Origin of the sequence: Brevundimonas sp., assembly GCF_016742135.1 — a bacterium.
Classification (GTDB): Bacteria; Pseudomonadota; Alphaproteobacteria; order Caulobacterales; family Caulobacteraceae; genus Brevundimonas.
Genome location: NZ_JACVCG010000002.1, coordinates 183,370 through 206,098, shown reverse-complemented (window position 1 = coordinate 206,098; position 22,729 = coordinate 183,370). Strand labels below are relative to the sequence as shown.

The window sequence follows — 22,729 nt, the reverse complement described above, 5'->3', positions numbered from 1 at the left end:
CCCTCACACGTGCGGGAGTGCCGAAGCCCTATTGTTGAGGCGTCGTCGTCGTGACAACGGCCGGGCCCTCCGGGGTCGGGGCGGCCGGGGCCACTTCCCGTTCGATTACCACGGGTTCGGCGGCGCGGGCCTCTGCGGCGCGGGCCTCGGCTTCAGCGCGGGCAGCATTGGCACGGGCGACCTCGACACTGGCCTGGGCTCCGGCGATCTGGCCGGCGACCGTCGCCTGACGGGCGTCGGCCTCAGCCTGAGCCGCCGCCACTTCGGCAGCAAGCAGCTGGTCGTCGGTCTGCGGGGCCTGCCGGTTGAACAGGATGACCATGACGGCGATCAGGACCAGCCCGCCCAGAATGCCGGCGATCCACCAGCCGGTATTGCTCTCGCGCACGACGACGGTTTCCGTGGTTTCGGAATAGGCCGCCGGCTCGACGATGACCGTGTCCCGGTCGGGGTCGTTGGGATTGAAGTGGGTCACGCGGAAACTCCTCAGGTTCGTCACCTGAAACGGCGCTGCTGCCCCCCGTGTTCCTTAACCCTTCCGTCTCAGAACCAGCGCGCTCCAGGCGTCGCGGTGGATGCGCCGTTCCAGCCGGAAGCCTTTCGACGTGTAGGCCGCAGTCACCCGCCGTTCCTGACTGCGCAGCAGACCCGACAGGATCGCGACTCCGCCCGGCAGCAAGGCGGTCCGGATCGGCTGGGACAGCGCCACCAGGGGCGGAGCCAGAATATTGGCGAACACCAGATCATAGGGCCCCTGTCCGCGGACCTTCTGGTCATTGAGGCCCGAAGCATGGACAAAGCTGGCCTTCGCCTGGTTGAGCGCCGCGTTCTCATTGGCGATACGCACGGACGGGGCGTCTATATCCGTGCCGATCGCCACCCGGCTGCCAGTCTTCGCGGCCGCAATGGCCAGCACGCCCGTGCCCGCACCCACGTCCAGGACCCGCTCGAACCGCTCGCGCTTCAGAAGGTCGTCAAAGGCTATCAGACAGCCGACCGTCGTGCCGTGATGGCCGGTACCAAAGGCGGCACCGGCATCGATCTTCAGGTTCACCGTATGTCTCGGCACCCGCCCCTGATCGTGCGCACCATAGACAAAGAACCGCCCGGCGCGCACCGGCGGCAGGCCCGACAGCGACATGGCCAGCCAGTCGGCATCGGCCAGATCCTCGACCGTGGTGGTCAGCGCGGTGTCACCCTTCAGCGAGGTGACCAGCCGCTCGACCTCGGCATCCGTGGTTGGAAAGGCATCGATCCGCCAGATGCCGCGATCCTCGTCCTCTTCCAGAATGGAATAGGTCACGCCTTCCAGCAGGGGGTCGGAGTCCCAGGCGGCAACGCGGGCCTCGGTTGCGTCGCGCGACCCATGTGCGATAATTTGAATTGCGGACTCTGACATTTCTCAAACGCCGCTATCATACCGAATCGAGTGCATCGTCGGCGCGGCGTCTCGCGTCAAATCCATCCGAGGGGTCGGGGAATACATGGCCAAGGTTCCATCCAAGTCGAGTACGTCCAAGGCGGGCGCAACTGCATCTGCGGCTTCCAAGCCTAAAGCCGCGCCGAAGTCCACGGCGAAAGCGGCGGCGAAGCCCGCTGCGGCCAAGCCAGCCGCTGCCAAGGCCGCTCCTGCCAAGGCCCCCGCGAAGGCCGTAAGCAAGCCCGCCGCCGCCAAGGCCCCTGCCGCGAAAAAGCCCGCCGCCGCGAAGAAGCCGGCCGCGAAGGCCCCGGCCACCGCCAAGGCTCCGGCTGCTGCGAAGAAGCCTGCCGCCGCGCGCGCGACCCCGGCACGTCCTGCCGCTGCCAAGAAGGCCACCACGCCGCGCGCCGCCGCCAAGCCTGCGGCCAGGCCGGCCACCACGCCCAAGGCGGCGGCCGTGACCCCGGCCCCCGTCCAGGCCGCGCCCAGCCCGGCCCCGTCTCCGGCGCCTGCCGCCAAGCCGGCCGAAAAGAAGAGCTTCATCGGCGGCATCCTGGACGCCATCTTCGGCAAGCGCTGATCCGGTTCGCCCAAACAGAAACCCCCGCCGGTCGCTCCGGCGGGGGTTTTCAATTCGGGCCACGGGCAACGTCAGGCGGGCGGCAGGTCCTCGCCCAGAATGGCCATTTCGAACATGAAGGAGCCATCGCCGTCCTCGTCCTCAAAGACGATGCCGACGAACTCGTCGTCGACATAGACCTCGACCGAGTCGGCCTGCTTGCGGGCCTTCAGCTTGATGCCGCCATGGTTGAAGGTGCGCTTCAGATAGGTTTCGAGGCGCTTCTGGTCTGACTCGTTCACGGCATGCCTTTCACTTCGTTCGGCGCGGACCCTAAAGAAGGGAACACGCGAGGGAAACCCCGCCCCGGCCTAGATCACAAAGTCATACACAATGTCGGCCAGGGTATGGTCCATGGTCCGGGCGGGCGTGGCATCGGTCGGACAGTTGACCAGTCGCGCGGGCACGCCCGCCACCGTGCACCCTGCGGGCACGGGTTTCAGCACCACCGAACCAGAGGCCACCTTGGCATAGTCGCCGACGGTGATATTGCCCAGCACCTTGGCCCCTGCCCCCAGCAGCACGCCCTTGCCGATCTTCGGGTGGCGGTCGCCGCGCTCGGCACCGGTCCCACCCAGCGTCACCGCGTGCAGCATGGACACCTCATCGCCGACCACCGCCGTCTCGCCGATCACAATGCCCGTGCCATGGTCAAGGAACAGGCCCGCCCCCATCTGCGCCCCCGGATGGATGTCGACCTGGAACAGTTCTGAAATCCGGCTCTGGAAATGGAGCGCCAGGGTCTCGCGTCCCTCGCTCCACAGCCAGTGCGCCACCCGCCAGCCCTGCAGCGCCTGAAACCCCTTGAAGTAGAGGAACGGCTGCAGCAGCGAGCGGATCGCCGGATCGCGCTCCTCGACCGCCTGCAGGTCCGCCTCGGCCGCCGCGACAATCCCCGGATCGGCTTCGAAGGCCGCCAGACATACCTCGCGCACCGTCATGGCCCCCAGCTCGGCATCGCCCAGCTTCCGCGCAATCTGGAAACTCAGCGCCGCGCCAAGATTGCCGTGCGACAGGATCACCGCATTCATCTGCGAGGCCAGATCCGGCTCGTCGCGCGACGCCTGTTCGGCCGCCTGCCGCAGCTGGTGCCACAGGTTCGGGGCTTGCGGAACGGCCTCCAGTCGGGGCGTGGCCATGGGTCCTCACTCTTCGGTTCAGGGCGCAAGATAGGCTTCCGACCGCCAAATCGCCACCCCGGCCACTGGCGGCCCTGCCGGCGCGCGCCTAGCTAGGCTGCATGACCGAGCTTGCCACCCCCCTCGCCCTGCCCCGCCGCGATCCGGCCCTGATCGCCTATCTGCGGACCCGCCGCTCCGCTCCGGCCCAGGCCCTGGCCGCCCCCGGCCCTTCGGAGGCCGACCTCCAGACCATCCTCGACATCGCCCTGCGCACCCCGGATCACGGCAAGCTCTTCCCTTGGCGTCTGGTGGTCCTGACCCCGCAAACCCGCATGGCACTCGGCCATTCCCTCAGCCCCCTCGCCGACGCCCAGGCCGATCCGAACAAGGCCCGCGCGGTCCTCGCCAAGCTGACCGCCCCGCCTGTCACCGTCATGGTCGTCTCCACCCCCGTCCGCGATCACAAGGTCCCGGTCTGGGAGCAGGAATTGTCCGCCGGGGCCCTGGCCATGAACCTCAGCCACGCGGCCTTTGCGCATGGTTTCTCCGCGAGCTGGATCACGGACTGGTACGCCTACGACCCCCGCGCCCTCAGCCTGTTCGGCATCGCCGAGAACGAACGCATCGCCGGCTTCATCCACATCGGCACGCTCGAGAACCCGCCCATGGAGCGCCCACGGCCGGATGCGGCGCAGCACATCGCGGTGCGCTAACGCGGTTCCTCCTCCGGCCGGTGCACCAGCGACACCAGCACAATCGAGATGATCATCAGCAGGAACCAGCTGCCCAGCTTGTCCAGCGACACCGGCTCCCAGCCCGCCTCCTGCCCTGGATAGGTCCAGGCCCGCGCGAAGGTCCCGACGTTCTCGGCGATCCAGATGAACAGCGCGACCAGCCCATAACCCGACAACAGAGGCATCGATCGCCGCCGCCGATCCGGCGTGAACCAGAACCATCCCCGCCCGAACAGCACCCCGACCATCAGGAACAATAGTCCCCGCACATCGGGCAGCCAGTGGTGCAGGAAAAAGTTCAGATAGATGGCTGCCCCGAGCGCCCCCGTCATCCATAGCGGCGGATAGTCCCGCACCCGGATATGAAAGATGCGCTGCACCCGCGCGATATAGCTGCCGACCGCCGCATACATGAACCCCGAGAACAGCGGCACATCCCCGATCCTCAGCACCGACGCCTCGGGATAGACCCACGACCCGTGCGCCGTCTTGAACAGTTCCATGATCGTCCCCGCGATATGGAACAGCAGGATGACCCGCGCCTCATCAGGGCTCTCCAGCTTGAAGATCAGCATCCCCGCCTGGATCGCCACCGCCCCGATCACCAGAAAATCATAGCGCGCGACCGGCACCTCGGCGGGCCACAGCAGATAGGTCGCGACGATCAACGCCAGCAACAGCCCGCCGAACAGACAGGCCCATCCCTGCTTGATCCCGAACATCAGGAGCTCAAAGGCATATCCCCGCCATCGCCCCCGATCCGCCCACCCTTGCGCCCCTGACAGCCAGCGGCGACCGATCCGTTCAAGCGGGGGGCGATGGGACAGGGACATGCCCTGCCTTCACCAGTCCCGGCCCGGCAAATCATGAGCGGAGAATGAGCATGCGCTGAAACGCGCGCGCCGGTCAGGCGGCCAAGGGGGTGTTCAGCGCCGGCTTCAGGGGCTCGGCCCGTGTCAGGGGCAGGGTGACGGTGAAGGTTGTCCCCTTCTGAAGCACGCTATTCACCGCGATCGTACCGCCCATGGCGGTCACCAGCCGGCGACAGACCGCAAGCCCAAGGCCCGCCCCCTCATGGACCCGCGTGATCGATTCATCGGCTTGCGCGAAGTCGTCGAACAGGCGTGGCAGGAAGGCAGGGTCGATCCCCGGCCCGGTGTCGGCCACCGTCAGTTCCACACCCTCGTTCCGAACCGTCGACGTCAGCCGGATTTCCCCGCTTTGGGTGAAGTCCGCCGCATTGGTCAGCAGACACTGCAGGGCCTGGCCCACATGGTTCGCGTCCCCGCGCCACAGGCCGGGAGCACCCGCGTCGACGCCCACCGATATGGCGCGATCGGCGACGGCCATCCGCGCCTGCCCGGCCAGATCGTACAGCAGGGCGTCGAGGTTGAACGGCGCCATGTCGATGCTGACCTCGGCCCGCTCCAGCCGCGTCACCAGCAGGATCTGCTCGATCATGCCCAGCAGGTCAGCCCCCGACGCCTTCAGGATCTTCAGATGCTTCTGCTGGATGGGGCTCAGCTCGCCGTGCTCCATGATCTCGGCCATGCCCAGAACCCCGTTCAGGGGTGTCCGCAGTTCGTGACTGATGTTGGCCAGAAACCGCGTCTTGGCCTCATTGGCGGCTTCAGCCCGCTCCTTCGCCTCGGCCAGTTCGGCCCGGGCGCGATCCATTTCCCGCGCGATCCGGTTCAGCAGGACCCACAGCACCCCTGCGGCGCCGACCAGTGCCAGAACCAGACCGACCAGTAGCGGTGCCGCCTGGGCCAGCACCCGTGCGCCTGGCCGAGCGGGGGTCCAGGCCAGCTCTCCCAACGTCCGCCCCGCGCGATCCATGACCGGCAGCCCCGCCTGTCCCGCGGCCGCCTCGGCCACGAACGTCGGGTCGGTCAGCGCCAGATCGGTCGACAGACTGTGTACGACCGCCGTGATGTTCCGGGCCGAGACGATCACGGGATCACGTTCGCCGCGCGCCACCGTGCCGTCTTCCGGCACCACGGTTGACACGGCCAGCAGATAGGTCGCCTCCCCGACCCGCTCGACCACCGTCCTGTGTTGGGCCGCAGTAAAGCCAAAGCCCTCGGGGTGCCGGGCCTGCAGCTCCCGCACCAGCGGCAGCGCCACCTGGGTCAGATCCGCCTCGACCGCCGCCGGCACAGGCTCGCTCTCGCGCGAGGCCAGGATCATCTGCCCCGACGAATCAAAGGCCAGGGTCACGTCATGGCCCATGTAGTCGGCATAATAGTCGCCGAAGTTGACCTGCATCCACTCCAGGTCCCCGCGGTCGAATGCGAGCACCGCATCGTTCCAGACCGCCGCCGACTGCACGTCTTCCAGCGTCCTCTCCTGCATCCGGTCGAGGCGCAGGCTGGCCAGGGCGATCTCGTTTTCCCGCTGCACCCGGTCCACCGTGCGCGAGGCATAGGCGAACAGCCCCATGGCCCCGCCCAGCACCAGCGCCCCGACCAGCAAGGCAGCGGTCAGAACACGGCGCAAACCCAGATGGTGAGACAATTGGACCCCGGACATGGGATCATCATCCGCCCCCACCGCATAATATCGCGTTATTCGGGATGGTTAAGCGAGACTTGCACCCGCGATACGCGATCTTAAACCTTGCGCGTCATGGTCCCCGCTCCATGTGGAGTTCATCGATGCGTCTCACCCTCCTGCTCCTCGCCCTCCCCGCCGCGGCCGTGGCGAGCGCCGCCTCGGCCCAGGAGTCTCCCTGGACCTGGAGCGGTCAGGCCACCGTCGTCTCCGACTATCGTGACCGGGGCTACACCCTGTCCGATGAAAAGCCCGCGCTGCAGGGCGAACTGACCCTCATTCACGAGTCCGGCTTTTACGGCGGGGTCTGGGGCTCAACCATAGACGACTACGGCATTGGCCCCGACGGCGACGGCGCCCGCGTCGAGCTGACCCTCTACGCCGGCTGGTACGGCACCGTCCGCGGCTGGGATGTTGACGTCGGCGTGTGGGACAACCGCTATCCCGACGGCACCGACGTCGACTATGTCGAATTCCCCGTCCAGATCGGCCGCTCCATCGGCCCCGCCGCCTGGACGCTCGGTGTCATCTACGCCCCCTCCCAGACTGGTCTGGGGGACCAGGACAACACCTATCTCTGGACCCGCTTCGACTATGCCCCGACCACCTGGCCGGTTAGCGTCAGCGCCACCGTGGGCCACGAGAACGGCAGCTTCGCCCCCGACGGTAAGATCGACTGGAAACTGGCCGCCGAACGCGACTTCGGCCCCGCCACCCTCGGCCTCGCCTGGGTCGACAGCGACACCGAAGACAGCGCCGTGGTGCTCAGCGTTGGCGTGGGGTTCTAGGCCTCACCCCCGCCCGCGATATCCCGGTACGCCCTGCTCCGGCAGCCACACCCCCTCGGGCACGGCCCCCGTCTGCCAGAAGACGTCGATGGGAATGCCGCCGCGCGGGTACCAGTAGCCGCCGATCCGCAGCCATTTGGGATCCAGCAGGGCCACCAGACGCTTGCCGATGGCCACCGTGCAATCCTCGTGAAAGGCACCGTGGTTGCGGAAACTGGTCAGATACAGTTTCAGGCTCTTGGACTCGACCAGCCAATCCCCCGGCACATAGTCGATCACCAGATGGGCAAAGTCCGGCTGGCCCGTCACCGGGCACAGGCTGGTGAACTCCGGCACCGTAAAGCGCGCCACATACAGGGTGTCCTCATGCGGATTGGGCACCCGCTCCAGATGGGCGGAGTCGGGATCGGTCGGTTGGTGCGTCTGCGCGCCCAGCTGGCTCAGGCCGGAAGTGTCGGTGGTCATGGAGGGGCCTTTAGCGGTTTGCGGGGCCGGTGAAAATGGCGGGATGCGGCAGTGGCCCTTCTCCCCTCGGGGGAGAAGGTGTCAGGCGGAGCATGACGGATGAGGGGGACGTTTGCAGCCACACGGGACGTGACCTGTCTGTTCTCAACTCTCCCCCTCATCCGGGCCGCTCACGCGGCCCACCTTCTCCCCCCAAGGGAGAAGGGCTAAAATTGTCGGGTGGACCCTTGGCCACGTGCACACCCCCGCTGTGTTCTCTGTGTCTCCTCTGTGTTCGCTGTGATGAACCTCTTTTCTTCCTTCCCGTCAGCCGTCGCGGACGGCACCGTTCCTCGGATCGAGCCCGAGGATGACGATGGGTCGAACGCCCAGCTATGAAACCTCCCCCCGAATTCCACTACCCTTTCAAAGGGCCCACCGTTTCCAGAACCGTTCTTCCCGCCCTCGCTCGCGCGCCACCGATACTGTCCGGTTGCCGACATCGCTGGAGGAACGCGGCCATGATTTCAGACCATTCAGACGGTTCAGACGGTCAATTCTTCCCCTCTCCCGTGGGAGAGGGGGTAGGGGGTGAGGGGCTCTCCGGGACCTTCGGCGTGAGCCGTCGCACCGGCCCTGCCACGACAGTCGCCGACGGAGGCCGCCGCCCCTCATCCGGCGCTCACGCGCCACCTTCTCAGGCTCCGCGCTGCCCTTCGGGTCCCATCGGGAGAAGGACCAAGCCTTGTCGGAAGTTGTCCATTTCAGACGGTTCAGACGGTTAGACGGTCCTTTTCACCGTCTGAATTCCCCACCTCCTCCCCCATTTCAGACGGTTCAGACCATTCAGACGGTGTTTTTCACCCCCACCCCACACCGCCCGCTACTCGACCGTTGCCTTCCCCGGCGACAGCCGTCTATCCGTAGCCAAAGACAACGGAGGAGCCGCCCATGACCATTCCCGCTTCCCTGCAAAAGGGGCTGAAGCTGCCGGTGATCGCGGCGCCCATGTTTCTGGTCTCCGGGCCGGATCTGGTGGTCGAGGCCTGCAATGCCGGTGTCATCGGCACCTTCCCGTCGCTGAACCAGCGGACCACCGAGGGCTATCGGGAATGGCTCAAGGACATCAAGGCGCGGCTGAAACCCGATGCCGCCGCGTTCGGCGTCAACCACATCGTCCATCCGACCAACCCCCGCCTGATGGCCGACATGATGGTCTCGGTCGAGGAACAGGTGCCGCTGATCATCACCTCGCTGGGCGCAGTGCGCGATGTGGTCGATGCCGTCCACGGCTATGGCGGGGTGGTGTTCCACGACATCGCCAATGTCCGCCATGCGCGGAAGGCCGCCGAGGCCGGGGTCGACGGCCTGATCCTGGTGGCCAACGGCGCGGGCGGCCACGCAGGCGTGATCAATCCCTTTGCCCTGATCGAGGAGGTGCGCAGCTTCTTTGACGGCACCCTGATCCTGTCGGGCTGTCTGTCGACCGGCCGCGACATCGCCGCCACCCGCATGCTGGGGGCCGACTTCGCCTATATGGGCACCCGCTTCATCTCGACGACCGAGTCGATGGCCCAGAGCGCCTACAAGCAGATGATCGTCGACGCCGGCGCCTCGGACATCACCTATACCCCCGCCGTCTCGGGCATTCCCGCCAACTTCCTGACGCCCTCGCTGATCGAGAACGGCATCGACCCCAGGACCCTGCCCGAACACAAGCTGGACATGGCCGATGAGGCCAAGGCCTGGAAGACTGTCTGGTCCGCCGGTCAGGGATCGGGCGGCGTCCACGATGTTCTGCCCGTCGCGGACCTCGTGGCGCGCATGCAACAGGAATACCGTCAGGCTTCGGAGCAATTCGCCAGGGACAGCAACTTCGGCTAAGGGGGCGGCGTTTCTGTCGACCCGACACGCCGGAGTTCCCATGCGCCCTGTCCTGATCGCCCTTGCGGCGCTGACCGCCTCGGTCGTCGCCTCCCCCGCCCTCGCCCAGAGCCTGTCGGGGGGCAGCTGGGAGTACGGCGTCGGTCTGGGGACGGACAATCGCTCCAAACAGGTCTCCAAGTCGGACACCAATCCCTTCGTCTGGGGTCTGGCGGAATGGACCAGCGGCGACGGCTTCTTCTACGGCGGGCCCGGCATCGAGACCATCGACAGCGCGGGCTCGGACGTGGAAGTCGAACTGGGCTTCGGCGCCCGGCCCCAGGTCGCGGGCTTCGACCTGGACCTCAACGTCACCCACAAGTGGCGGCTCGACTCCAATCCGGGCACGGACGATGAGGCCTGGGAACTGACCGCCGACGTCAGCCGCGCCATCGGCCCGGCAACGGGCAAGCTGCGGTTTCAGTACTCGCCCGACGGCATGGGAACGACCGAGGCCTGGACCTGGGTCGAGGCGCGCGCCCGCTGGGACCTGACGCTGGACACCGCCCTCTCGGCCGGCATCGGTCGCCGCGAGCAGGATCTGTCGGTGGACTATACCGGCTGGGACGTGGGCGTGACCTGGCAGCTGACCCGGGCCATCGACCTCGATCTGCGCTACCACGACACCGACGCCGACCCGTCCCTGTTCGGCGACCAGTACGGCTCCGCCCTCGTCGCCAACGTCGGCTTCTACTTCTAAACCTTGGCCTTAGTCCCTATATAGGGGCATGACCTTTCGACCCACGACACTCGAGCGCGCCTATCAGCTGGCGCGCGAGGGCCGATGCCGGACCGTCGGTGATATCAAGATCCAGCTGAAACTCGAAGGCTACGAACGGATCCGTGAGTCGCTGTATGGCGGCACCCTCAACGCCGCCCTCCGCGACCTGTGCCGCGAGCACTACGCCGCTGCCGAGGCGGACGGCCCGGCCTAGCCCAGTGCCTGATCCAGATCGGAGATCAGGTCGTCGACGTCCTCGACCCCGACGGACAGGCGGATCAGGCTGTCGGTGACGCCCCCCGCCTCGCGGACCTCCTTCGGCACCGAGGCGTGGGTCATGATGGCCGGGTGGTTGATCAGGCTTTCGACCCCGCCCAGCGACTCGGCCAGGGTGAAGACCTCGACCCGCTCCAGCACCCGGCGCGTCCGCTCCAGATCGCCGTCGATCACCACGCTGACCATGCCGCCGAACCCGCCGCTCATCTGGCGCGCCGCCAGCTCATGCCCCGGATGGCTGATCAGGCCGGGATAGATGACCCGGGCCACGCCCCTGCGGGTCTCCAGCCAGCGCGCCACCGCCAGGGCGTTCTCGCAGTGGGCCTTCATCCGCAGGCCCAGCGTCTTCAGCCCCCGATTGGCCAGGAAGGCATCGAACGGGCCCATGATGCCGCCGACCGAGTTCTGCAGAAACTTCAGCTGCGTCGCCAGCTCGGGGTTGGCCGTCACCAGCACCCCGCCCACGATGTCCGAGTGCCCGTTCAGATACTTGGTCGCCGAGTGCATGACGATGTCGGCCCCCAGGCTGATCGGCTGCTGGCAGAAGGGCGTGGCAAACGTGTTGTCGACTACCAGGATCAGCCCCCTCGCCTTCGCGATCTTCGAAAGCGCCGCGATGTCGGCCAGCTTCATCAGCGGATTGGTCGGGGTCTCGACCCAGAGCATCCGGGTCCGGTCGGTGATGGCCGCCTCGACCGTCGCCGGGTCGGCCATGTCCACATAGGCGAAGTCCAGCCCCATCGACCGCCGCCGAACCCGCTCGAACAGCCGCCACGAGCCGCCGTACAGGTCATCGCCCGTGACGATGTGGCTGCCGGCGTCCAGCAGCTCCAGCGCTGTCGAGGTCGCCGCCATGCCGCTGGCAAAGCCAAAGCCGTGCGTGCCGCCCTCCAGGTCCGCGATACAGGCCTCGAACGCCTCGCGCGTCGGGTTCTTGCCCCGCGCATACTCATAGCCCTTGTTCACCCCGGGGCTTTCCTGGGCATAGGTCGAGGTGGCGTAGATCGGCGTCATCACCGCCCCGGTCGTCGGGTCCGGGCGTTGTCCCGCGTGGATGGCGCGCGTCGAGAATCCCGGGCGGTTCTTGCGGTCGGTCATGAGGGCTCGGCTCTCTAAAGAAGGGTTCGCTTGAGGAAGTCAGAGGCCAGTCGATGCACCTCGATCCATTGGGCGGGGGTATAGAGGTGGCCGGCGCCGGGCACCACCTGCAGCCGGACGGGCACATCCGCCTGTCGCAGGAAATCAACCCATCGGCGTGTGCTGGCCGGCGAGACATGGGTGTCGTTCTCCGAGTGGATGACCAGCACCGGAATGCGGCGACGTGGCGGGCGCGGTACATAGACGTCCCAGCCGCCCGCGACACCGATGGCCGCCGCCGCCCGGCTGTTGCCCAGTGCGCCATCGACAGCGACGTACGACCCCAGCGAATAGCCCATGATACCGACGCGGCGCCGGTCAATGCCCGAGCCGATCATCCAGCCGACGGCGTCGCTGCCGACCGCGCGCCAGGCATCCATGACCGGCTCCGGTCGGACGCCATCGTCGCCCGCCGCGTCGTAATAGGCCGGCACCATGACCTTGAAGCCCTCTGCGGCAAACCGCTCCGCGAGCGTGAGATAGGCCGGACCTATCCCGCCCGAGCCATGCATGAAGACCACCGCCGCTCCGTTCGGCCGCGCCGGAACATAGAGCGCCGCGCGGATCGGCCTTCCCCGGCTCTCGTAGGTCAGCGTCTCGACGGAGAAGGCCGCCTGCTCTGCCGGGGCCCCGCCTGTCAGCCACGGAGCCACCGCCGCCGCCACAAGAAGCTGTCGACGGGTGCCCCTCATGCCAACGTCCGGTCAAGGAACCGCCCGGCCCCATCGAACACGGTCCGCCATTCATCGGCATTGAACCGATGGCGGGGTGAGCGGAGCTCATGCGTCTCGACCGGTACCTGGGCAGAGGCCAGGACCGCTGCCCGCTCCCGCACGCGTCGCGCCGGGACCACCGGATCGCCATCAGCATAGATGAACAACACGGGCGGCCGGTAGCGAATGTCGCCGATATCCAGCGAACCGCCCGACGCCACGCCCACAAACGCCTGCGCGCCACCCTCTTGCAGTACACCGTCCAGCCCCAGCGATCCTCCTCGGGAAAAGCCCAGCCCCCCGACGCGGCCAGGATCAACACCCGGCTGCTGACCCAGCCAGCCCAGTCCATCGAGGATCGCCCGCCGCCAGCGTCGCGCGGCGGTAGCGGTGCTCCGCCTCTGGCTGGGCGTCGCATCGAAGTAGTTGGGCATCAGGCAGTGATAACCTCGCGCCGTAAGGCTTAAGGCTCCCTCGGTGAAGATGTGCACATCATCCTGGGCTCCGCCGCCGCCATGCAGCAGGGCAACCGCCGCACCGGCCATGGGGCCCCGTCGCGCCTCACCGACCGGCGAGAACAGCAGCCCGTTGATGGGGAAGGCCCCGCTCGGATAGCTGACCAGCGATATCCCCAACGCGGCCGGATCCTGTGCACCGGCCGGACGGGGCCAGACCCCGGTTGTCGCCGCCAGGCCCCCGAGCACAAGCTGGCGACGATCCGGGATCATCTCACCGGTTCAGGCTCAGGTGGTTGATCAGGTCGGTGCGGGTGATCAGGCCGACGAACCTTTCGCCGTCCAGCACGATGGCCACCCTGTCCCGGTCGAACAGCGGCACCAGGGCCTCGAGCGGCTCATTGACCTGAACCGTGTCCAGATCGCGGGTCATGATCCTGGAGACAGGCAGCCTGAACCGCTCCTCGCGGGTGATCTCGTCGGTGTTCATGGTGTGCACCAGATCGCTCTCGTCGACGATCCCGACCAGCCGCCCCTGGCTGATGATCGGGAGCTGGGAGACATCCGCCCCGCGCATCCGCTTGAACACGGTGTCGAGGGTATCGTCCGGCCCGGCGACCACGACAGCCCCGTCCTCATATTTGCGGGTAATCAGGTCGGACAGATCACCGTGCAGTTCGCGCTCGCCCAGACCCTGATCGGCCAGCCAGGCGTCGTTGTAGACCTTGGACAGGTACTTGGCCCCGGTATCGCAGACGAAGGTCACGCAGGATTTCGGCTCGGTCTGCTCGCGGCACCAGCGCAGCGCAGCGGCGATCAGCGTCCCGGACGAGGACCCCGCCAGGATGCCTTCCTTGAGCAGCAGTTCGCGGACCGTGGCGATCGCCTCGGCATCCGGGATCGAATAGGCCTTGTCGATCAGCTCCATGTCGGCCGTGTCGGGCACAAAGTTCTGGCCGATCCCCTCGACCGTATAGCTGCCTTCCGGGCCGGGCACGCCCTCATTCACGATACCGGCCAGGGTCGAGCCGACCGGATCAGCGAGGATGATCTCGGCCTTGGATCCCTTTGACTTCAGGAACTGGCCGATGCCCGTAATGGTGCCGCCCGAGCCGATCCCGGCGACGAAGGCGTCGACCTTGCCGTCCAGCTGGTCCCAGATCTCCGGGCCCGTGGTCTCGAAATGCGCGGCAGAGTTGGCGTCGTTTGCGAACTGGTTGACGTAGTAGCCACCCGGGATCTGCTGGGCCAGACGCTCGGCCATGTCTGTGTAGTACTCGGGGTGGCCGTGCGGTACGTCCGACCGGGTCAGGCGGACGTCGGCGCCCATGGCCCGCAGGTGCTGGATCTTCTCCTTGGACATCTTGTCCGGGATGACCAGCAGGACCTTGTAGCCCTTGGCCTGCCCCACCAGCGTCAGGGCCAGACCAGTATTGCCCGCCGTCGCCTCAACAATGGTGCCGCCGGGCTTCAGCCAGCCTTCCTTCTCGGCCGCCGCGATCATCGACAGGGCAATCCGATCCTTGATCGACCCGCCCGGGTTCTGACTTTCCAGCTTCAGGAACAGACGGCATTTGCCCGTATCCATGCGGCTGACCTCGACCATGGGCGTCTTGCCGATCAGGTCGAGCAGGGAGGCGGTGGGACCGGCAAGGACCGGTTTGGGGGCAAGCGACATTCTGACTCCTGGGCTTTGGGCGGAAGCTGGTCCCCCCATCTGCTCAGGTCAAGCCACCTGTCCGGTCGATGCCCTACATGACGGCGTGGACATAGGCACCGATGCAGCCGTCCAGCTCCCGTTCAATCACAGCCTGGGGGTTGTCAACATTGGCCTCGAGCCACGCGTTCAGCGCCGCCCCATTGGCGTCCGTCGACAGACCTTCCCGAGCTGCCGCCGCCAGTCGTTCTGCGTCGGCTGCCTTCAGTAGCTGGCCCGCCGTCTGTGCGGTCTCCTGATTCTCGGACGTCGGATCCGACTCGACCACCTGGGCTGTCAGCACGAGGGTGTAGAGAAACACACCGGTGCAGGTGACGGCCTGGCGGTGGGACTGCGGTTCCTGGGCGGCGGTCGAAAGGGCAAACGACAGGGCAAGGGCAGAGATGAACATGGCATGGCTCCATAGCGATGAGGCCACACTGCCCTGCCCCCGTCCGGTCTCATACCGCCGGAACCTGACGACAAATCCGCCCGAAGCGCGTTATGGAGCGATGATGACCAAGTCTCCCCGTCGCCCCCCCGCCGGCCTCCCGGACAAGGACACCCTGCTCGCCTTCCTGCGCGAGACCGGCTCGGCCCAGAAGACCGACATCGCCCAGCATTTCGGCCTCAAGGGCGCCGACCGCCGCGCGCTGCGCCAGATGATCCGCGAACTCGAGGATGAGGGCCGACTGGGTCGGCGCGGGCGCAAGGGTCTGAGCGAGGCCGGCGGCCTGCCGCCGGTGGGCGTTGCCGACGTCGTCGAGCGCGACATCGACGGCGAACTCATCGTCCGGCTGGTCGAGGCCTCCGACGATGCGCCATCGGCCGTGCTGAGCCCTGATCGCAAATCCGTCGGACCCGCACCGGCTGTGGGAGATCGCCTGCTGGTCCGCTTCTCGCGCGGCGAGGACGGCTGGGAAGCCCGCCTGATCAAGAAACTCGACACCGGCGCCGACCGGGTTCTGGGCGTGATCCGCCGATCCGCGCGGCAGGTACGCATCGAGTCCGTTGACCGACGGGGCAAGGACACGTTGATCGTCCCGGAAAGTCAGGTCGAGGGCCTGAGGGACGGCGACCTCGTCCTTGCTGCCGTCGAAAAGGGTCGTGACCGATACGGTCCGAAACGCGGCAAGGTGCTGGAGAAATTGGGCCGTGAGGATGACCCGCGCGCTGCCTCGCTGATCGCCATCCATGCCCACGGCCTGCCGACCGGCTTTTCCGAGACGGTCGAGTCCGAGGCCGAAGATCAGGCCCTGCCGTCGCTGAAGGGACGCGAGGACCTGCGCGACCTGCCGCTGATCACCATCGACCCGGCCGATGCGCGCGACCACGACGATGCCGTCTATGCCCATGCCGACGAAGACGCGAAGAACCCGGGCGGCTGGATCGTCTGGGTCGCCATCGCCGATGTCGCCGCCTATGTCCGCCCTGGCACGGCACTGGACCAGCAGGCGCGCGACAAGGGCAATTCCACCTACTTCCCCGACCGGGTTGAGCCCATGCTGCCCGAGGTACTGTCGAACGGCCTGTGCAGCCTCAAGGTCGGCGAGAACCGCGCCTGTCTGGCGGTCCGCATGGTCTTCGACGCCGAAGGGAAGAAGCGCAGCCACCGCTTCGTCCGGGGCCTGATGCGCTCGCACGCCAGCCTGTCCTATGAACAGGCGCAGGCCGCCTCCGAAGGCCGGTTCGATGATGTGACCGGCCCTATCATCGACGTTATCCTCAAGCCCCTGTGGGCCGCCTATAGGACCATGCTGAAGGGCCGCAGGAAGCGGGCGCCGCTGGCCATCGAAAGCCTTGAGCGCAAGATCAACATGTCGCCGAAGGGCGAGATCCTCTCGATTGAACCGCGCGTCTCTCTGGAGGCGCACCGGCTGATCGAGGAGATGATGATCCAGGCGAACGTCTCGGCCGCCGAGACGCTGGAGCAGAAGCGCACGCCGCTGATCTACCGCGTGCACGACACGCCCAGCCAGGAAAAGGTCTTCAACCTGGCCGACTTCCTGCAGACGCTGGGCCGCCCCTGGAACAAGGGCGAACCGCCGACCACGAAGAAGCTGAACGCCCTGCTGGACAGCATGCGCGACACACCCCACGCCGAGATCGTCAATGAGGTGGTCCTGCGCAGCCAGATGCAGGCGATCTATACGCCCGAGAACATCGGCCACTTCGGGCTGAACCTCGACCGCTATGCCCACTTTACGTCGCCGATCCGACGCTACTCCGATCTGATCGTGCACCGCGCCCTGATCCGGGCACTGGGCCTCGGCAAGGACGGCCTGACCGAGCGTGAGGTGTCCGAACTGCCGGCCATCGCCGAGCATCTGGTGATGACCGAGCGCCGTTCGATGGCGGCCGAGCGTGACGCCACCGACCGCTATATCGCCGCCTTCCTCGAGGAGCGGGTCGGGGCGACCTTCGAGGGACGGATCACCGGCGTGACGCGCTTTGGCCTGTTCGTGCGGCTGGACGAGACCGGCGCCGACGGCCTGATCCCGATCTCGTCGCTGGGCCGGGATTACTTCCACCATGACGAGGCGGCTCACGCGCTCGTCGGTCAACGGTCCGGCCAGCGGTGGACCTTGGGGCGCCGGGTCGAGGTCAGGCTGGTGGAGGCCACCCCTTTGACCGGCGGGCTGGTGCTGGAGATGCTGTCAGACGCCGAGGAGGGCAAGCCGCCCGCCAACTCCGGCGGTCGCGGCGGTCCGCGTGGTGGACCGCCCCGGGGCGGCAAGGGTCCGCGGGGCGGCAAGGGAGGTCCGCCTTCCGGCAAACCGAAGGGGCCGCGACGTCGCAAATGAGCCAGCCGTTCGACGCGCGGGCGGATCTGGCCGACTCGCCGGATGTCGGAGCCCGGATTCGCCCTCGCGACGCCGCGACCCTGATCCTGACCCGCACTCGTGCTGGGCAGCCGGAAGTGCTCATGGGGTGTCGCGCGCCGGGGCATGTCTTCATGGCGTCGAAATGGGTCTTCCCCGGCGGACGGGTTGAGCGGGCCGACTTCACTGCCCCCTGTGCCACCGACCTGCCTGCGCGGGAACTCACTTTGCTGTCGCGCGAGATGCCCGAGCGCCGGGCCCGGGCCCTCGCCATGGCAGCCGTGCGGGAGACCCACGAGGAGACCGGCGTCATCATCGGGCGACCGGCACCTCTCCGCAGCGTGGCCGGTCCGTGGCGCGACTTCCTGTCGACCGGACATCAGGCGGATCTGGCCTCCCTCCGCTATATCGCCCGGGCGATCACGCCGCCGGGCCGGCCCCGTCGCTACGACGCGCGCTTCTTCCTGGCGGATGCGGACGCCATGGATCTGCCGGCGCGCACGGACCATGGGGACGAGCTGGAGCGCGTGGCCTGGATTCCGCTGGACGATCTGAAGGACCTCGCCCTGCCCGCCATCACCCGGTTCGTGGTCGGCGAGGTCAGGGAACGGCTCACGGGACGGGACCCCGGGCGCCCCTTCATTCGCCAGCTCTATGGCCAGCATAAGATCGATCGGCTTTGACCCCCTCCCGGACGGGGCGTATCTGTTGGCCCTGCCCTCTCCTCGAGTATCGGCCCTGATCGCGTGAAACTGTCCCGCCCCTTCATCAAGCTGCCCTTCCGCTTCGACGTGGACCAGCTGCGGCGCGAGGTCGAGGCCTTCCCGGCTGACGCCTGGGCCAAGCACCCGAACAACATCCCCGGCAACAGCGCCCTGCGCCTGATCACCGTCGGCGGCACCGAGAACGACGACGTCGCCGGGGCCATGGCGCCGACCCCGCATCTGCAGTCCTCGCCCTATATCCAGCAGGTGCTCAGCCACTTTGGCGTGGTGTGGAGCCGGTCGCGGCTGATGCGACTGGGGCCGGGATCGTCGGTGCCCGAGCACACGGACATAAACTACCACTGGTTTCACCGGGTGCGGCTGCATGTGCCGATCGTGACGACGCCGGACGTGCGGTTCCACTGCGATGGCGAGGTGGTCCACATGGCCCCGGGGGAGGCCTGGATCTTCGACAACTGGCGGATCCACAAGGTCGACAACGGCTCCGACATCTCGCGGGTGCACCTGGTGGCGGACACCACCGGCAACGGCCGCTTCTGGGACCTGGCGGAGGCTGCGGCGACGCAGGCCCTGCCCGAGACGCCGATCCCCTTCCGGCCCGGCGAGCGGGCCCCGCTGGCCGTGGAGCAGTTCAACATCTACCGCGTCATGCCGCCGTCGGAGGTCGATGAGCTGCTCAGCGATCTGGTGGCCGAGACCGGCTCGGTCCGGCAAGGTGACGAGGGCCGGGCGCATCTGCAGCAGTTCGCCAGACTGACGCACGCTTTCCGGCAGGACTGGCGCCAGCTGTGGTCGCTGTTCGCCGACACCGACCGGGGCATCCCCCACTACCAGAAGCGGCTGCAGATGCTGATGCAGCAGGTCACCGCGCTGGGCGACGACCTGAGGGTCACCTCCAACATGATGCCCGTGCCCGCCGTGGTCCGGCAGCGGATCGGCGCTTACGGCGTCAACCCGGGGGTGGCGCCGATGGGCGGTGGCGCGCCGACCGGCATGGTCGGTCAGGCCCCCGCAGCGGCCACTGCAAGCCCGGCTCCGTCGCGCCCGTCCGCCATCCTGCAGACGCCGGACTATGACCGGCCGGTGATCATCGTGGCCGCCCCCCGGTCGGGCAGCACGGCCCTGTTCGAGACGCTGGCGGTGACGCCCCAGCTGCACACCGTGGGCGGCGAGGCCCACTGGCTGGTCGAGGGCTTCAAGGCCCTGCGGCCCGGTGCCCCCGGCATCGACTCCAACAGGGTAACGGCCGAGCACTACAGCGACCAGATCGGCCTGGCGATGAAGGCCCGGCTGGCCGAGAAGCTGCGCGACGGGGCCGAACGGCCCTTTGCCAACCAGGACAGCGTGAGGCTGCTGGAGAAGACGCCCAAGAACGCCCTGCGGATCCCCTTCTTCAACGCCCTGTTCCCGGACGCGCGGTTTGTCTTCCTGTGGCGCGAGCCGGAAGAGAACGTCTCCAGCATCATCGACGCCTGGCGGTCGGGCGGGTGGGTCACCTATCCGCAGCTGCCGGGCTGGGAGGGGCCGTGGTCGCTGCTGCTGCCGCAGGGCTGGCAGGGCCTGAAGGGCAAGCCCCTGCCGGAGGTGGCGGCCTATCAGTGGGCGACCACCAACCAGACCATCATGGACGACCTGTCGGCCCTGCCCGCCGACCGGCGGCACGTGGTCCTCTATGCCGACTTTGTGGCCGATCCGGCGGCAGTGATGCGGGGCATCTGTGACTTCGCCGGGCTGGAGTTCGATGCAGCGCTGGCGGAGCGGACCGGCGGCAAGCTGCCCGAGTCGCGCCACACCCTGACCCCGCCGGCCCCCGACAAGTGGAAGAAGAATGCGGCGGAGATCGAGCCCCTGCTGGCGGGCCTGAAGCCGATCCGGGACCGGCTGGCCGGGTTCTGAGCTCCTATTCGGCGGCGGTCGCGGCGACCGACTGTTTGTCCTTCAGGGTGACCAGTTCCTCGGCCAGCGTCGGGTGAACGGCGCAGGTGGCGTCCCACTGGGCCTTGGTCAGGCCGGCCTTGACCGCAATGGCGGCCAGCTGGATCATTTCGGGCGCTTCGGGGCCCACGATGTGGACGCCGACCACGCGCTGGGTGTCGGCATCGACTACCAGCTTCATCAGCACCCGCTCGTCCGAGCCGACGAACACGGTCTTCATGGGCCGGAAGCGGGTCAGATAGACATCGACGCCCTTTGAACAGTGACGCCGCGCCTCGGCCTCGCTGAGGCCGACCACACCGACCGGCGGCTGGCTGAAGACGCCGGTGGCGACGGCCTCATAGTCGAACGAGGAGGGATTGTTATTGTAGACGGTCTCGTGGAAGGCCACGGCCTCGCGGATGGCGACGGGCGTCAGATTGATCCGGTCAGTGACGTCGCCGATGGCCCAGATGCTGTCGACGCTGGTGCGCGAGTATTCATCGACCTTGATGGCCCCGCCCTCGGTCAGTTCGACCCCGGCCTCCTCAAGCCCCAGACCCTTGACGTAAGGGATGCGGCCCGTGGCGAACATGACGGCCTCGGTCGTCAGCTTCATGTCGTTTTCCAGATGGCTGACCAGGCCGTCGGCGGTCTTTTCGATCGAGGAATGCTGGCAGCCCAGCACCACCTTGATGCCGCGCCGCTCGATCTCGCCCGCCAGATGGGCGCGGACATCGTCGTCAAAGCCGCGCAGGATGTTGGGCCCGCGATAGACCAGGGTGGTCTCGACCCCCAGACCGGCAAAGATGCCGGCGAACTCGACCGCGATGTAGCCGCCGCCGGCGATCAGGATGCTTTTCGGCAGCTCGGGCAGGTGGAAGGCCTCTTCCGAGGTGATGGCGTGTTCAATGCCCGGCAGGTCTTCCGGCACCCAGGGGCGGCCCCCGGTGGCGATCAGGATGGTTTCGGCGGTGACGGTGCGGTCGAGCGCGCCGTCCTTCTTGAGCACCTCGACCGTATGGGCGTCCTTCAGCCGGGCGCGGCCGTGGATCAGCTCGGCCCCTGCCTTGCCCAGATTGGCGACATAGATGCCGGACAGCCGGGCGATCTCGACGTCCTTGGTCTCAAGGAAGCGCTTCCAGTCGAAGGTCGCGCCCTCGATGTCCCAGCCATAGCCCCCGGCGATTTCCAGCGCGTGGCTGACCTCGGAGGCCATGACCATGAATTTCTTGGGCACACAGCCCCGGATGACGCAGGTGCCGCCGACCCGGTGCTCCTCGGCCACGGCAACCTTCTTGCCCGACAGGGCCGTCAGCCGCGCCGCCCGCACCCCGCCCGAGCCCGCACCGATGACGAAGAGGTCGTAGTCGTAGGTCGTGGGCATTCGGGGCTCCTGAACCAGACGGTGAAAAAAGACCGTCTGAATGGTCTGAATAGTCTGAAACCGGGGGCGGTCCGGAACTCAGACGGTGAAATTAGACCGTCTGAACCGTCTGAAGGGTCTGAAATCGGCGGCAGTGCCGAATTCAGACGGTGGAAAAAAGGGTCTGAACCGTCTGAACCGTCTGAAATCCGCTCCGGCGAAGACAGGGTGAAGAGGGGTGCTGCAGAGCGGGTCGCTCCGTCGTGTCAGGGACTTAGGAAGGAAGGGGCGCTGCAGCAAGGAGAGGTCGGGTGTGCATCGGCTGTTACCCGGCCAGCTTCATATTCACGAGGCTTAGGGCCTCTGCGGGCGATCGGCGGTCACCTCGAGGGCGTCGAGAGTGCCTTCATGTACCGACACAGACGAGCCATCTTCGAACTCGATATCGTAAACGATACCAGTCGGAAACTGCTCAAGAAGCGAGTCAGACCTCGTAGCTTCCGGCAAGATTCCAACCACCCACGCACGCTCACCGGGCCTTGTCTCCGGCGGCGCCCCCGCCTTGGCCGTGACAATGTCGTTCCATGTGAACTTGGTGGTGCGAGAGTCTCCCATCACGGCACCAACACCTCAATCCCGTCGTCGGTCCCGATGATCGCCTCATCCGCGAGGTCGAGGAACAGGCCGTGTTCGACGACGCCGGTGATCAGCTTCAGGTCGTCGGCGAGGCGGCTGGGGTCGGTGATGGCACCGCATCTGGCGTCATAGATCAGATTGCCGCCGTCGGTGCGCACCAGTCCCCGCTCGGCCGTGCGAACCCGGGCGGGCATGGCGATGTCGTGGTCGGCCAGTACATCGGCGATGCGGTTGCCGGTGGTCTTGTGCCCGAAGGCGACGACCTCGATCGGCAGGGGAAAGGTGCCGAGCGTCTTCACCACCTTGGCCGCGTCGGCGATGACGAGGCAGCGGTCCGAGGCCTCCCACACCAGCTTCTCGCGCAGCAGGGCCGCACCACCGCCCTTGATCAGGGCCAGGCCCGGTCCGACCTCGTCCGCCCCGTCGACGGTGAGGTCGAGGCGCGGGGTGTCTTCCAACGTCGAGAGCGTCAGGCCAAGCTCCCGTGCCAGATCGGCCGTGGCATCCGACGTCGGCACGCACCGCAGGTCGGGCAGGTTGCGGGCGGCCAGCGCCTTGACGAACCAGGCGGCGGTCGAGCCGGTGCCGAGCCCGACCTTCATGCCCGCCTCGACCCGAAGGGCGGCGGCCTCGCCGGCGAGGCGTTTTTGGGAATCAGACATGACT

Annotated in this window: 23 protein-coding genes; 9 read left to right on the top strand and 14 right to left on the bottom strand. The window is 67.3% G+C overall.

The genetic code is table 11. The features are described from left to right. Positions 1-28: 28 nt before the first annotated feature. Positions 29-475, bottom strand: coding sequence for a hypothetical protein (locus IBJ06_RS04515; protein ID WP_292157677.1), 447 nt, complete (start codon positions 473-475; stop codon positions 29-31). Between the two features lie 54 nt (positions 476-529). Continuing rightward, the gene (locus IBJ06_RS04510; protein ID WP_292157676.1) at positions 530-1,399 is read right to left on the bottom strand and encodes a 50S ribosomal protein L11 methyltransferase; all 870 of its coding nucleotides are present in this window, start codon (positions 1,397-1,399) and stop codon (positions 530-532) included. An 85-nt stretch (positions 1,400-1,484) separates the two neighbouring features. Here IBJ06_RS04510 and IBJ06_RS04505 point away from each other — a divergent pair, with 85 nt between their 5' ends. Then, complete coding sequence (locus tag IBJ06_RS04505; protein WP_292157675.1) at positions 1,485-2,000, top strand: hypothetical protein; 516 nt, start codon at positions 1,485-1,487, stop codon at positions 1,998-2,000. 71 nt (positions 2,001-2,071) lie between these two features. Here IBJ06_RS04505 and IBJ06_RS04500 read toward each other — a convergent pair whose 3' ends face one another. Both IBJ06_RS04500 and cysE read right to left on the bottom strand, forming a co-directional pair. Next, complete coding sequence (locus IBJ06_RS04500; protein ID WP_292157674.1) at positions 2,072-2,281, bottom strand: DUF3126 family protein; 210 nt, start codon at positions 2,279-2,281, stop codon at positions 2,072-2,074. A 69-nt stretch (positions 2,282-2,350) separates the two neighbouring features. Next, positions 2,351-3,178 carry a serine O-acetyltransferase gene (cysE, locus tag IBJ06_RS04495; RefSeq protein ID WP_292157673.1) on the bottom strand — a complete coding sequence of 276 codons (828 nt, stop codon included), beginning with the start codon at positions 3,176-3,178 and terminating at the stop codon, positions 2,351-2,353. Between the two features lie 101 nt (positions 3,179-3,279). Between cysE and IBJ06_RS04490 the strand changes: the two genes are divergently transcribed. After that, complete coding sequence (locus IBJ06_RS04490; RefSeq protein WP_292157672.1) at positions 3,280-3,873, top strand: nitroreductase; 594 nt, start codon at positions 3,280-3,282, stop codon at positions 3,871-3,873. Here IBJ06_RS04490 and IBJ06_RS04485 read toward each other — a convergent pair. Beyond that, complete coding sequence (locus IBJ06_RS04485) at positions 3,870-4,616, bottom strand: DUF817 domain-containing protein (RefSeq protein ID WP_292157671.1); 747 nt, start codon at positions 4,614-4,616, stop codon at positions 3,870-3,872. The two genes, IBJ06_RS04490 and IBJ06_RS04485, sit on opposite strands and share 4 nt — an antisense overlap. A 184-nt stretch (positions 4,617-4,800) precedes the next feature. Beyond that, positions 4,801-6,426 carry an ATP-binding protein gene (locus tag IBJ06_RS04480; RefSeq protein WP_292157669.1) on the bottom strand — a complete coding sequence of 542 codons (1,626 nt, stop codon included), beginning with the start codon at positions 6,424-6,426 and terminating at the stop codon, positions 4,801-4,803. A gap of 125 nt (positions 6,427-6,551) precedes the next feature. Between IBJ06_RS04480 and IBJ06_RS04475 the strand changes: the two genes are divergently transcribed. Then, positions 6,552-7,235, top strand: a complete 684-nt coding sequence (locus IBJ06_RS04475) for a TorF family putative porin (protein WP_292157667.1) — start codon at positions 6,552-6,554, stop codon at positions 7,233-7,235. A gap of 3 nt (positions 7,236-7,238) precedes the next feature. Here IBJ06_RS04475 and queF read toward each other — a convergent pair whose 3' ends face one another. After that, positions 7,239-7,700 (bottom strand): preQ(1) synthase, encoded by a 462-nt coding sequence (queF, locus tag IBJ06_RS04470; RefSeq protein WP_292157665.1) that lies wholly within the window; start codon positions 7,698-7,700, stop codon positions 7,239-7,241. A gap of 930 nt (positions 7,701-8,630) precedes the next feature. Between queF and IBJ06_RS04465 the strand changes: the two genes are divergently transcribed. From IBJ06_RS04465 to IBJ06_RS04455, 3 genes are read left to right on the top strand one after another with little or no spacing between them, the layout of a single operon-like run. Further along, a complete protein-coding gene (locus tag IBJ06_RS04465) occupies positions 8,631-9,563 on the top strand; it encodes a nitronate monooxygenase family protein (protein ID WP_292157664.1) in 933 nt (310 codons plus the stop codon). A 40-nt stretch (positions 9,564-9,603) separates the two neighbouring features. Then, on the top strand, positions 9,604-10,302 hold the full coding sequence (locus tag IBJ06_RS04460) for a TorF family putative porin (protein ID WP_292157663.1): 699 nt from the start codon (positions 9,604-9,606) through the stop codon (positions 10,300-10,302). Between the two features lie 28 nt (positions 10,303-10,330). After that, complete coding sequence (locus IBJ06_RS04455) at positions 10,331-10,537, top strand: hypothetical protein (protein WP_292157662.1); 207 nt, start codon at positions 10,331-10,333, stop codon at positions 10,535-10,537. Here the strand turns inward: IBJ06_RS04455 and IBJ06_RS04450 are convergent. From IBJ06_RS04450 to IBJ06_RS04430, 5 genes are all read right to left on the bottom strand, one after another. Then, positions 10,534-11,697 (bottom strand): cystathionine gamma-synthase, encoded by a 1,164-nt coding sequence (locus tag IBJ06_RS04450; protein WP_292157661.1) that lies wholly within the window; start codon positions 11,695-11,697, stop codon positions 10,534-10,536. The two genes, IBJ06_RS04455 and IBJ06_RS04450, sit on opposite strands and share 4 nt — an antisense overlap. A gap of 14 nt (positions 11,698-11,711) precedes the next feature. After that, a complete protein-coding gene (locus tag IBJ06_RS04445; protein WP_292157660.1) occupies positions 11,712-12,428 on the bottom strand; it encodes a dienelactone hydrolase family protein in 717 nt (238 codons plus the stop codon). Then, entirely contained in the window at positions 12,425-13,177 is a 753-nt protein-coding gene (locus IBJ06_RS04440) for a dienelactone hydrolase family protein (protein WP_292157659.1), read from the bottom strand. Before IBJ06_RS04440 ends, IBJ06_RS04445 begins: the two co-directional genes overlap by 4 nt. A 1-nt stretch (position 13,178) precedes the next feature. Further along, positions 13,179-14,582 (bottom strand): cystathionine beta-synthase, encoded by a 1,404-nt coding sequence (locus IBJ06_RS04435; protein WP_292157657.1) that lies wholly within the window; start codon positions 14,580-14,582, stop codon positions 13,179-13,181. Between the two features lie 73 nt (positions 14,583-14,655). After that, positions 14,656-15,012, bottom strand: coding sequence for a hypothetical protein (locus IBJ06_RS04430; RefSeq protein ID WP_292157655.1), 357 nt, complete (start codon positions 15,010-15,012; stop codon positions 14,656-14,658). Between the two features lie 103 nt (positions 15,013-15,115). On the opposite strand from IBJ06_RS04430, the gene rnr reads away from it, so the two are divergent. The 3 genes from rnr (at position 15,116) to IBJ06_RS04415 (ending at position 20,043) form a co-directional block, all read left to right on the top strand. After that, positions 15,116-17,404, top strand: coding sequence for a ribonuclease R (gene rnr / locus IBJ06_RS04425; RefSeq protein WP_292157654.1), 2,289 nt, complete (start codon positions 15,116-15,118; stop codon positions 17,402-17,404). Beyond that, complete coding sequence (locus tag IBJ06_RS04420) at positions 17,401-18,105, top strand: NUDIX domain-containing protein (RefSeq protein ID WP_292157652.1); 705 nt, start codon at positions 17,401-17,403, stop codon at positions 18,103-18,105. Before rnr ends, IBJ06_RS04420 begins: the two co-directional genes overlap by 4 nt. A 63-nt stretch (positions 18,106-18,168) precedes the next feature. Then, entirely contained in the window at positions 18,169-20,043 is a 1,875-nt protein-coding gene (locus tag IBJ06_RS04415; RefSeq protein ID WP_292157651.1) for a sulfotransferase, read from the top strand. Between the two features lie 4 nt (positions 20,044-20,047). On the opposite strand, the gene gor is transcribed toward IBJ06_RS04415, so the two are convergent. After that, a complete protein-coding gene (gene gor, locus IBJ06_RS04410; RefSeq protein WP_292157649.1) occupies positions 20,048-21,448 on the bottom strand; it encodes a glutathione-disulfide reductase in 1,401 nt (466 codons plus the stop codon). Positions 21,449-22,041: 593 nt separating this feature from the next. Next, positions 22,042-22,725, bottom strand: coding sequence for a ribose-5-phosphate isomerase RpiA (gene rpiA / locus IBJ06_RS04405; RefSeq protein WP_292157647.1), 684 nt, complete (start codon positions 22,723-22,725; stop codon positions 22,042-22,044). Positions 22,726-22,729: the final 4 nt, after the last annotated feature.